General features: G+C 69.2%; 10 protein-coding genes and 1 pseudogene. 5 read left to right on the top strand and 6 right to left on the bottom strand.

Annotated features, from left to right (window positions below; translation table 11 throughout):
- The 4 genes from VGJ14_03480 to VGJ14_03465 form a co-directional block, all read right to left on the bottom strand.
- The coding region (locus VGJ14_03480; GenBank protein HEY2831462.1) for a hypothetical protein at positions 1-1425 on the bottom strand (1425 nt) is incomplete at its 3' end.
- Positions 1422-1976, bottom strand: coding sequence for a hypothetical protein (locus tag VGJ14_03475; protein ID HEY2831461.1), 555 nt, complete (start codon positions 1974-1976; stop codon positions 1422-1424). The genes VGJ14_03475 and VGJ14_03480, both read right to left, overlap by 4 nt.
- Entirely contained in the window at positions 1966-2265 is a 300-nt protein-coding gene (locus VGJ14_03470) for a hypothetical protein (protein HEY2831460.1), read from the bottom strand. The genes VGJ14_03475 and VGJ14_03470 overlap by 11 nt, the downstream gene beginning before the upstream one ends.
- Positions 2253-3638 carry a hypothetical protein gene (locus VGJ14_03465; protein HEY2831459.1) on the bottom strand — a complete coding sequence of 462 codons (1386 nt, stop codon included), beginning with the start codon at positions 3636-3638 and terminating at the stop codon, positions 2253-2255. The genes VGJ14_03470 and VGJ14_03465 overlap by 13 nt, the downstream gene beginning before the upstream one ends.
- Before the next feature lie 173 nt (positions 3639-3811).
- Here VGJ14_03465 and VGJ14_03460 point away from each other — a divergent pair, with 173 nt between their 5' ends.
- From VGJ14_03460 to VGJ14_03450, 3 genes and pseudogenes are all read left to right on the top strand, one after another.
- Positions 3812-4612, top strand: coding sequence for an ABC transporter ATP-binding protein (locus VGJ14_03460; GenBank protein ID HEY2831458.1), 801 nt, complete (start codon positions 3812-3814; stop codon positions 4610-4612).
- Positions 4612-5309: pseudogene (locus VGJ14_03455) on the top strand (ABC transporter ATP-binding protein). The gene VGJ14_03460 and the pseudogene VGJ14_03455 overlap by 1 nt, the downstream one beginning before the upstream one ends.
- Positions 5310-5407: 98 nt before the next feature.
- On the top strand, positions 5408-6049 hold the full coding sequence (locus VGJ14_03450; GenBank protein HEY2831457.1) for a hypothetical protein: 642 nt from the start codon (positions 5408-5410) through the stop codon (positions 6047-6049).
- On the opposite strand, the gene VGJ14_03445 is transcribed toward VGJ14_03450, so the two are convergent.
- Complete coding sequence (locus tag VGJ14_03445; protein HEY2831456.1) at positions 6039-6944, bottom strand: DsbA family protein; 906 nt, start codon at positions 6942-6944, stop codon at positions 6039-6041. The two genes, VGJ14_03450 and VGJ14_03445, sit on opposite strands and share 11 nt — an antisense overlap.
- Before the next feature lie 117 nt (positions 6945-7061).
- Between VGJ14_03445 and VGJ14_03440 the strand changes: the two genes are divergently transcribed.
- Positions 7062-8570, top strand: coding sequence for a CHAD domain-containing protein (locus VGJ14_03440; protein ID HEY2831455.1), 1509 nt, complete (start codon positions 7062-7064; stop codon positions 8568-8570).
- A complete protein-coding gene (locus VGJ14_03435; protein ID HEY2831454.1) occupies positions 8567-9310 on the top strand; it encodes a ParA family protein in 744 nt (247 codons plus the stop codon). Before VGJ14_03440 ends, VGJ14_03435 begins: the two co-directional genes overlap by 4 nt.
- A gap of 3 nt (positions 9311-9313) precedes the next feature.
- Here the strand turns inward: VGJ14_03435 and VGJ14_03430 are convergent.
- Positions 9314-10923 (bottom strand): NAD(P)/FAD-dependent oxidoreductase (locus VGJ14_03430; protein HEY2831453.1); only part of this gene is annotated, 1610 nt, incomplete at its 5' end.

Below are 10923 nucleotides of genomic sequence, written 5' to 3'. Positions count from 1 at the left end.
CAACACCACGGCCACCACAGCCACCGCGACCGCCAGCAACGCGTAGTAGTAGCGCTGGTCGTCGTCCAGGCCCCAGTAGCCGGGGCGCCCGGTCGTAATGGTGCCGAAACCGAACATGTAGTTCTTCGAATAGAAGAACTGGTTGAGCAGGATGCCGAAGCCGAGGGTGGCCAGGCCCAGATACAGGCCCGACAACCGGATCGCCGGGACCGCGATAACCAGCGCCGCGGGCAGGCAGACCAGGCCGCCGATCAGCACCGCCACCGCGAACGGCACCCCGTGGTGGAGCATGTGGGCAAACGTCGAGGCACCGATCGCGGCGAACCCGATCTGGCACAGCGAAATCTGCCCGGAGGTGCGCACCAGCAGGTGCAGCGACATGAACAGCGCGACCTGGCTCAGGCCCACGTCCCAGGCGATCTGGTGCGACCCGGCGAACGTTGGCACCAGCATGGCCAACCCGAACACCGCACCCACGCCGAGACGCCGCTGGCCCGGGGTCAGTCGCCCGGCCTTGGCCGCCCGCGGTTTGACCGCTCGGCCGACCTCCACCAGGTACCGGCGTGGGATCACCAACAGGCCGATGAAGACCACCAGGAACGGGATGGTCAGGTCCAGACCGGCCAACTGCTCGTGCCCGTTACCGAGCGCTTTGGAGATCAGCTTCTGGGCCAGGGCAACGCCCCACCCGCCGATCAGGCACATCGGCAGGTTGCGGAACAGCGCGACGGTGGCCGCACCGAACGCCTGCACGATGAGGATCGACAGCACGTTGACGTCGACCTGCTCCTGGCTGGCCGCGAACAGAATGCCCGAGACCGAGGCGAACACCGAGCCGATCACCCACGCGGTACGGCGCACCCGGTTCGGCGATTCCCCGGTCATGTCCAGCAGTTGCGGGTCATCGACCACGCCACGGATGGCGGTGCCCAACCGGGTCAACCGGAAGAACAAATACAGCGCGACCGCAGCCCCGATACCGATCAACGTGGTGATCAGCGACGCGTCGGTGACGGTGACGCCGGAGATCGCGAAGGCCTTGTGCTCCGGCAGGAACTGGGCGAAGCGCAGGCCCTGACCGGTGAACTTCAGCACGATTGCGGACTGGATGAACACCAATATGCCGACCGTGCCGACGATCTTGTACGCGGTGGACACCGGGGCCAGCCCGGCCGCGATCCGCTCCAATATCAGGCCAACAAGGGGACCGATCACCCCGACCACGATTACGCCGGCCACCGGCCAGGGCAGCCCGTGTACCTGCCGCAGGTCGTAGAACATGTAGGCGCTGGCCGCACACACCGCGCCGTGCCCGAAGTTGAACACGCCGGAGGTCTTGTAGGTCAGCACCAGGCCCATGGCGCAGATGCCGTACACCGATCCGGTGACGAAGCCGAAGATGATGTACGGGACGTAATCCCTCATGCGGCTACCCCCGCGGGCAGGCACATCGCGCACGCATCCAGACCATGGCCCGCGGCCACCGGGGCGACGTTCTTGCCGCGCGCCACCGGGCAGGCCGCGCGGTGCACCAGCGTCATGCCGGGTCCGCTGACCAACTCATCGGGGGCGGCCACCGAAGCGGCGCCGCGCCGGCCGCGGTAGCCGGCCAGGTCGGCCGGCCAGTCCATCACCACCGCGATGTCGGCGAGCAGCTGACGCTGCCCCAGCCGCACCGCGCGCAGCCCCACCAACAGCCAGGAGACCCCACCCAGGCAGCCCACGATCAGGCCGAGCACCGAACCCACGATCCAGCCCTGCTGGTCGCGCAGCCGCACCTGGCCGCTGATCCGGTACCAACAGAACGCCGCGATCAGAATGCCGAGCCCGGCCGGCACCAGCGCGCGCAGGACATCGCCACGCCGCCAAGGACTGGTCTCGTAGAGGTAGCGCCGACGTCGACGGGGCGGCGCCGCGTCCGCCACCGCCGCACGGCGGCCGGCCGCGCGTCGGGTGACCACGACCTCAGTGGCCACGGGCCCGCTCGATCTGACGCTCACTCAGTTCCTGCTCCAGCAGGGCTCCGACCCGGCGCAGCTCACGCCACTCGTCGCGCAGGTCCGCAGAGATCCACATCACCGCGGCCAGCCCGAGCAGGAAGATGCCGGTCAGGCCGTCGGAGACCACGTACGGGATCTGCTTGGCTACGTGCTCGGTGCCGCTGGTACCGATCCAGCCGATGAGCAGCTCGACCGCACCGGCAACGGCGCACAGAATCGCGCCCGCCCGGTCCCACTGTGCCCGGATCAGGTTCATGAATTCCATCGCGCGCCCACTCCCTTCGCGCCGAGCACAAACACCGACACCAGCAGGGCCAACCCGATGACGATCACCACCAGGTAGCCGTTGGACAGGTCACTGCCGACGAACGCGGGCAGTGCCGCGGAGACCAGGTCCGCCGCCGCCGAGGGATGCTCGGCCGGTTGCAGGTTCACCGGCGGCGGCGCAGCGGCGGACACCGCCGCGGGCGGTGCCGGCGGCAACGCGGGAGCGACGGCACTCGCGGGCACCGCGCCACCGGCCGGCGGCGGGGTGAGCAGCGGCAGTCCGGGTGCGGTGGCCGGCGCGGCCTTGGCCACCGACTTCTTCACCGCGGCCGAGGTGCTGCCCACGATGTAGGTCACCGGCGTCGCGCCGTTGTAGTACTGGTTCGGCGGCGGCGCGGGCAGCGTGTAGGACATGGAGAACACCCCGCCGATCAGACCGTCGTCGGTCTTCTGCGGAGCGGTGTAGGACAGCGTCACGCCCTGTGCCTTGAACGCCGCGATCACCGCTTGCGCGGGCAGTGTGTACTTCTGCGCGTTGCCCGCAAACGGGAGCTGGATGACGAAGTAGCCGTCCTCGAAGCCGATGTTGGGCTCGACGATGGTCTGCCCGCCGGCCGGAACCGGGAACGACGGCGCCGGGATCGGCGGGGGGGCGGACACGCCGGGGATCGCGAACGGCACCGGCACCGGGTAGGAGCTGGGGGTGTTCTCCGGGATCCGCAGCACCAGGCCGGGCGCGGAGATCTGGTCGATGCTCAGATTGCTGGACCGGGTGATCGCGCCGGACGAGTCCGCGGTCACCGTGGTGACCGAGTTGAAGCCCTTCAGTGACAGCACGGGCCCCAGCACGGTCAGCGGCGAGGCGGCGGTGGAGGTCGCGGTGATCGTGCCCTCGGAGTCCTCGTTCACCTCGGAGTGCGAGGTGGCCCCCGACCCGGTGGAGCCGACGATCGCGTCGGACACCGTGGAGCTGGTCCGACTGGCCGTGTTCAGCGAGATGCCCGGGTAGCTCACCACGCCGGGATCGGAGCCGAATGTGGAGGACGCGGCGAGCGGGTACGGCGGCACCGGGAATCCGAACAGGCCACTGGCCACGCCGGGCAGCCCCGGCACGTAGTCCCCGAGGTAGGGGAACTGCGCGTTGGCGTCGCCCTTGTTCAGCGAGGTCTGCGCGACGTCGGTCTCCGGGCCGCCGCCCTCCGGCTTGATGCCGCCGGGGATGGTCGGGTTGGTGAAGTAGAAGTCGGCCACCGTGGCCCGGGCCGATGCGGCGTAGTAACCGCCGTCGTCGGCTCTGGCCGAGCCGGTGAACAAGGTGAACGCGCCCAGCGAGGCGAGCGCGAGAGCCGAGGCCCCTGTACGACGAAGCACCGGGACGCCTCCTTTCCAACCTCGACGACGTGATCAGACACAATGTCTGGACCAACTGTAGAGAGCGGTTGCTCTAAAGTTCAAGGGGCTGGTTTCGACCGGTTGGCATTGATATCGTTCGCGAAATCGGACGGTGTGTTCAGACATCGCATCCGGAGCCCCGGGAGGCACAGGTGGCGGCAAACACTGACGGTCTGGTGGTCAGCGAGGTTTCGGTTCGCTACGGCGGTCACCTGGCCGTGGACCGGATCAGCCTGGACGCGCCGAAGGGTCGGATCACCGGTCTGATCGGGCCGAACGGGGCGGGTAAGACCACCACGTTCAACGCCTGCTCGGGCCTGCTGCGCCCGACCTCGGGCACTGTCACATTGTTCGGTGAGGACGTCACCGCGAAGTCCGCGCACCACCGCGCGCAGCGCGGACTGGGCCGCACGTTCCAGCGCATGGAGCTGTTCGACTCCCTCACCGTGGCGGAGAACGTGGCGCTGGGCCGGGAGGCCGGGCTGGCCGCGTCCAAGCCGTGGCGGCACGTCTTCGGCAGTCGCTCGGACGCGAGCCTGGTGGCGCGCAGCGTGGACGAAGCGGTGGACGCCTGCGGCATCCGTTCGTTCGTGACCCGCCGCCCGGCGGACCTGTCCACCGGTCAGCGCCGGCTGGTGGAGCTCGCCCGCTGCATCTCCGGCGGCTTCCAGATCATGCTGCTCGACGAACCCTCCTCCGGTCTGGACAAGGCCGAGACCGAGCGGTTCGGAGAGATCCTGCGTTCGCTGGTGCGCGACCGGGGCGTGGGCATCCTGATCGTCGAGCACGACATGGCGCTGGTCATGTCCACCTGTGACTACATCCACGTGCTCGACTTCGGTAAGCCGATCTTCGAGGGCACCGCGGCCGAGGTCGGCTCCTCCGACCTGGTGCGCGCCGCCTACCTGGGCAGCGAGGCCGTGCAGATCGCGGTCGAGGAAGCGGCCGGCTGATGTTCGAACTGCGGTCGATCACCGCGGGCTATGCGGGCTCCACGGTGCTGCGCGACGTCGACCTGATGGTCCCCGAGGGTTCGGTGGTCGCGCTGATCGGCGCGAACGGTGCGGGCAAGACCACCCTGCTGCGGGTGGCCAGCGGCCTGCTGCCGCCGACGTCGGGGTCGCTGGTGCTCAACGGCGAAGACGTGACGCACCGTCACCCACACCAATTGGCCCGCCGCGGCATCTGCCACGTGCCGGAGGGCCGGGGCATCTTCCCGTCGCTGACCGTGCGGGAGAACCTGATCCTGCAGTCGCCGCGGGGCAAGGAGTCGGTGTCCATCGAGCGCGCGGTGGCCGCGTTCCCGCGGCTGGGCGAGCGGCTCAATCAGGCCACCGGAACGATGAGCGGCGGCGAGTGCAGATGGTCGCGTTGGCCCGCACCTACGTACAGAATCCCAAGGTGGTGCTGCTCGACGAGGTTTCCATGGGGCTGGCGCCGAAGATCGTGGATGAGATCTTCGAATTCTTCGCGTTGTTGCGCGCGCAGGGGTCGAGCCTGCTGCTGGTCGAGCAGTACGTGACCCGGGCGCTGGCCGCGGCGGACTTCGTGTACCTGCTCAACCGCGGCCGGGTGGCCTTCGTCGGCCAGCCCAGCGAGATCGACGGCGACGACCTGTTCGCCGAGTACGTCGGGGCCGCGGCGCACTAGGCCCGGCGCGGGTCCCCGATGCGGCGCCGTGGGCGGCGTAGCGTGCCGATATGAATAGGCGTCACGAAGCCGCTTGTGCGATTGCGGGACTGGTCGGGGTGACCTTCATTCTGGTCGGGCTGATCGTGGCCGACTACTTCGTACCGCCCCGGGCGAACTGGTCGACCGCGCACTTCGCGTCGTTCTACGCCTCGGAAACCCACCGCATCCGGTTCGGCATCCTGCTGATGCTGGTGGCCACCTCCGGTTGGGCCACGCTGATGGCCGTGGTCACCGTACAACTGTCCCGCGCGCCCGGCGGGGGGGCGATGGCCATGCTCAACGCGATGGCCGGCGCCTGCACCTATGTGTTGCTGGTGCTGTTCACCGTGTTCCTGGCGGCCGCGGCCTTCCGGCCGACCCGATCCGGCGCGGAGACGCAAATGCTGCACGACGTGGGCTGGTTCATGGCGTTCCTGGCCGCACCCCCGTTCGTCCTACAAGCCGGGTCGGTCGGCATCGGCGTGCTCTCCGACCGCGCGGAGAAGCCGGTCTATCCCCGCTGGGTGGGCTGGTTGGGCATCTGGACGGCGCTGCTGTTGACGCCGGGCACCATCCTGCTGTTCTTCCACTCCGGGGTGTTCGCCTACCACGGGCTGATCTCGTACTGGATCCCGGTGTTCGTCTTCGGCGGGTGGATGGGCGGACTGTCACTGGCCGCCCTGCTGCACGCCAACGCCAAAGAACCCGTCACCGCATAACTGACAGGGCGTCCGTTGTGGATGCCTCCGCCTTGGTCAACCAGATCACGCCGCCCGGCCAGCGGTGCTCCACCACATCGGCCGGCGGCTGCGCGCCCGGTCCACACAACTCGTCAAGTTCCGCGCGGGCCAACAACGGCCACCTCGCGAAGGCCTCCGCGGGCGTGGGCCGCGGACGAGCCGCGGCCACCGCGCCCGGACAGACCAGCTCGACGGCCTGTTCCCACACCGACCAGTCCCGCCAGCCGGCCACGGTGACCTGGCCGTCCGCGCCGGTGAGCAGCAGCGCGGGAAGGCCGTAGCGCATCCGGCCGTTGTGCGGCTGGGCAGCGCCCCGTCCGGGCTGTTTGTCCGGCTCGTTGAGCGCATGCTCGTTCGGCCGGCGCGATTCTTCCCACTCCACGCGGTAGGCCACCTCGGTGGCCGGGTCGGCCACATCGCGGGCCAGCCGCTCGAGGTCGCAGCCGGGCACTCCCGCCGCCGCGGCCAGTCCACGCTCGACACTGTCCGCAGGCCGGCCCCAGACGAACCAGCTCTCCCGCAGCCGGCGCAACACCGCCTCGGCCACCGCCGGGCCCTGCGCCCGCGCCGCGATGGCCACCCGGCAGGCGTCCTCGCTGTTGTCCATCACGTAGTGCATGGGCAGGGGGTGCGGCATACCGGTCAGCGCGCTGACCTCGCGCAGGTAGGCCTCATGAGCGGCCCGGGCCTTCTCGTCGTCCTCGGCCAGGCCGAGTGGTTCGCGCCAGGTGTCGGTCATGATCCCGGACATCACCTGGCGCCAGCTGCCAATCAACCCGGCGTACTGCCGGCGGAAGCGCCGATACTTTCCCTCGGTGCCCCAGGCGTAGGAACAGGCCGGATCGGTGAACTCCACCGCATCGAGCCGGCTCATCCCGGCATCCTCCCGCGCTCATCACTCCGGCATCCAGCAGGGCCGCTGCTGTTCACCTTTACCGGATACGGTGTCTGCCCGCCACGTGGTGTTCGCTTGGTGTACAGGAGGTGCCAGGTGGCCGGTGAGTTCTCGGTCGACGACGACCTCGACGCGGCCGCGCTGCATCGGGTGACCGAGGTACTACCGGTCGGACCGGCCCGTATCGAGGCCGAGCGCCGGATCTGGCTGGACACCTGGGACTGGAGCCTGTTCCGCGCCGGGCTGCTGCTGGAACAGCGCAGCGGGGCCGGGCACCGACTGGTGCTCTGCGCCGTGGACGGCACGGTGCTCTGCCAGGCCCCCGCCCCCCGACGCATGGTCAGCAACGCGACGCTGCCCGAGGGCCCCATCCAGGACAAGGTCCTGCCGGTGCTCGGCATCCGGGCGCTGCTACCGCGCCTGGCAGCTGAGGGCAGCACCGTCGCGCTGGCGGTGCTTGACGAGGTCGAGAAGACGGTGGCCCGGGTGGCGGTGGAGGGCCCGTTCACCGCCACCGGTGCGCAGACCTCGGTGAGCCGGGTCCGGGTACAGCCGCTGCGTGGCTACGACCGGGAGGCACGGCAGGTCGACGCTCAGCTGGCCGGCGTGGCCGGGCTCCGGCCGGCCACCGGCTCGGTGTTCGCCGCGTTGGCGCGCAGCGCCGGGGTGAAACCCGGCCGGCATCTGGCCAAGCCGGAGCCCACGTTCACCGCGACCACGCCGGCGCTGGCCGCGTTCGCCGAGACCCTTGGCCAACTCCAGGAGATCACCCGGGACAACCTCGAGGGCACCCTGGCCGAGTCCGACACCGAGTTCCTGCACGACCTGCGGGTGGCCGTGCGCCGTGCCCGGTCGGTGCTGAAGATGGCCGGCAGCGTGTACAACGAGGCGACGCTGACGCGCTACGGCGCGGAGCTCAAGTGGATCGGGGACGCCACCTCGCTGTCCCGCGACCTGGACGTGAACCTGCTCGACTTCGGCGCCGGCCTGGATGCCACCGACACCGCTGCCGTGCAACCGTTCCGGGCGTTGCTGGAACGCCGGGGCCGGCGCGCGCACACCGCACTGAACCGGGTGCTGCGTTCCGAGCGGTTCGCCACGCTGTTGGCCGGCTGGCAGGCCGAGCTGGCGCACCCTGCGTCCGGCGGGGAGTTGGCCACCACCCCGATCGGCACGGTGGCGCACAACCTGCTGGACCGGTCCTGGACCCGGGTGGGCAAGCGGGGCCGCGCCATCACCGTGGACTCCCCCGCCGAGGACCTGCACGACCTGCGCAAGCGCTGCAAGGAACTGCGCTATCTGCTGGAGTTCTTCGGCGGGCTCTACGACAAGGCCATCTACAAGGCCTTTGTGGACGAACTCAAGCGGCTGCAGGACAACCTCGGCGCGTTTCAGGACGCCGAGGCGCAGTGGTTCCTGGTGCGCGAGTGCGCCGAGGAGCTGCGCGCCACGGCACCGATCGAAACACTGCTCGCCATGGGTCGGATGGCGCACGAGCTGAGGCTGCGTCAGGAACATGAGCACGCCGTGTTCGCGGCCACCTGGGCCCGCTTCTACGCCAAGAAGAACCAGGCCCGGTTCGCGGCCATGGTGGCCGGCAGGTGAAGGTTCTCGCCTCGTACAGCATCAAGGGCGGCGTGGGGAAGACCACCGCGGCGACCAACCTGGCGTGGCTGGCCGCCAACGAGGGCCGCCGGGTGCTGCTCTGGGATCTGGATCCACAGGGTGGCGCCACGTTCCTGTTCCGCGTCGCGCCCAAGGTCAAGGGCGGCGGCAAGGCACTGGTGGGCGGGAAACGCGACCTGCACGACGCGATCAAGGCCAGCGACTTCAATAACCTCGACCTGCTGCCCGCAGACCTCTCCTATCGCTACCTGGACCTGTGGCTGGACGCCCAGCGCCGGCCCACCAAGCGGCTCGGGCTGCTGCTGGACACCATGCAGGACTACTACGACCTGGTGGTGATGGACTGCGCGCCGAGCGTCTCGCTGATCTCGGAGAACATCGTCCGCGCCGCGGATCTGCTGCTCGCCCCGGTGCAGCCCTCGCCACTGGCCATGCGCACGCTGGATCAGTTGGCCACGTTCGCCGCGGAGACCAAGGGCCGCACGCCGCCGATCCTGGCCTTTTTGTCCATGGTGGACCTGCGCCGCAAGCTGCACCGGGACCTGGTGGAGGCTGCGCCGAGCGGCCGGGTCGAGTTGGCCGACACCGCGATCCCGGCCGCAGCCGCGGTTGAGCAGATGGGATTGCGCCGCGCCCCGTTGGTGCAGTGGGCGCCGCGCAGCACCGCCGGCCGCGCCTACGCCGCGCTGTGGCGCGAGGTCGTCGACCGCCTCAAGTGAACGTCAGCTCGTCCGATAGCTGTCGGCGGTCTCGACGTCGTCCCAGGCGCGGGACTCCTCCAGGGCATGGTTGGCCTGGCCCTTGCGGTCCTCGCGTCGGAACAGCTTGAGCATGGTCCGCGCGGCGTTCTGCCCGGGCATGCCGCTGATGCCGGCGACCGGATGGGTGCCGGAGCCGGTGAGGAACAGCCCGGGGATGGGCGTGGAGTACCCGGCGAAGCCGACGGCCGGCTTGTTGGGTCCGAAGCGGGTGATGAGCGGGTCGGTGTGGTACACCGAGCCGTCCATCGCGAAGAACCGCTCCTCGATGTCCGGGAGCATGCGGACGCGGGAGAAGATCTGTAGGTCCTCGAGGCCCTCGTAGTAGTGGTCGCTCTGATTGATGATCGTCTCCGCGGCCTGCTTGCGCGCCTCGTCCCAGCCGATGTGCGGATCGTTCGGCGTGAGGCCCGACCAGAACCAGAAGACGTCGCCCCCCGGCGGGGCGAAGTGCGCGTTCGACGGCAGCGCCGTGGAGATCTGGGCCAGGCCCGGTATGTGCTGCGGCATCTCCCCGCGCTTACAGGCGATCTGGGCAGCCTTCACCTGCTCGTAGGCGTGGTAACCATTGGCGGGCAGCTTCGGGTCGAGGTCGTCCTTGCGCTTGGCCTTGATCTTGTCCATCCGAATCTGACCCTTGGTCAGCACGTCGAGCTTCATGTCCGCGAAACCACGCGAACGGGTGGGGATGTTCGCCACCCGGTTCGCCAGGTGCGGCGGCAGCGTGCCGGGCGGCAACATGTCGCGCAGCACCCGTTTGGGCGCGAACGAGGTGAGCACGCCGCGACGGGCGTAGATCTCCTCGCCGTTGCGCAGCCGGACGCCGACGCAGCGCCCGCCGCGCATCACCATCTGCTCGACCTCGGCGTTACACCGGATGCTGCCGCCATGCTCGGTGATCAGCTCCATCAGTGCCCGTGGGAGCTGCCCGGTGCCGCCCTCGAACATGGCAACGCCGTACTTGGTGATGATGCCGAGGTAGATCAACGACCAGCCGGAGAAGTCCGAGTCGTAGGACATGAAGGGCAGGCCGATCAGCACACAGGCCTTGATCGGATCGCTCTCGAAGTTCTCGTCGAGCACCTCGATCTCGGTGGCGCGCATCCAGCGCCCGACGGCCAACAACTCCGAGCGGTGCTTCAGGCTCTGCTTGGCCAGCTCGAAGATCGCTTTCGGGTCCGGCCGGGTCGGGCTGGTTTGCATCATCGGCAGCCCGACGTCGACTGCGGCGTGGATGACGCTGTACAGGTCCTTGAGCGAGGCCGCGTCCTTCTTGGAGAAATAGGCGAGCTCGTCGGCCGTCTTCTGGGCATCCCGCCACAGGCCCAACGAGGTGTGGTCGTAGTTGAGCTGGAGGTGCACCGGATCGATGACCCGCATCTTCAGCCCGTACTTCTCCTCCAGCTGGAGGTCTTTCATGATCGTCGTCGTGCGGAACAGCGACGGCTGGATCGAGGCGTCGTTGACCTTATAGCCGGGGCACTCCTCGACATCGGTGGTCGAGGTCATGCCGCCCGGGGTCTTGTAGGCCTCGAGGACCTGGACCTTCAGGCCTGCCTTGACCAGGTACGCGG

Source organism: Sporichthyaceae bacterium, from assembly GCA_036493475.1.
GTDB lineage: Bacteria > Actinomycetota > Actinomycetes > Sporichthyales > Sporichthyaceae > DASQPJ01.
This window is presented reverse-complemented; position numbering and strand designations above follow the sequence as displayed.

Bases quoted from the DNA above. Each gene is read 5' to 3' on its own strand.
- VGJ14_03470 (HEY2831460.1), bottom strand. From the start codon at position 2,265: ATGGAATTCATGAACCTGATCCGGGCACAGTGGGACCGGGCGGGCGCG.
- VGJ14_03445 (HEY2831456.1), bottom strand. From the start codon at position 6,944: ATGAGCCGGCTCGATGCGGTGGAGTTCACCGATCCGGCCTGTTCCTAC.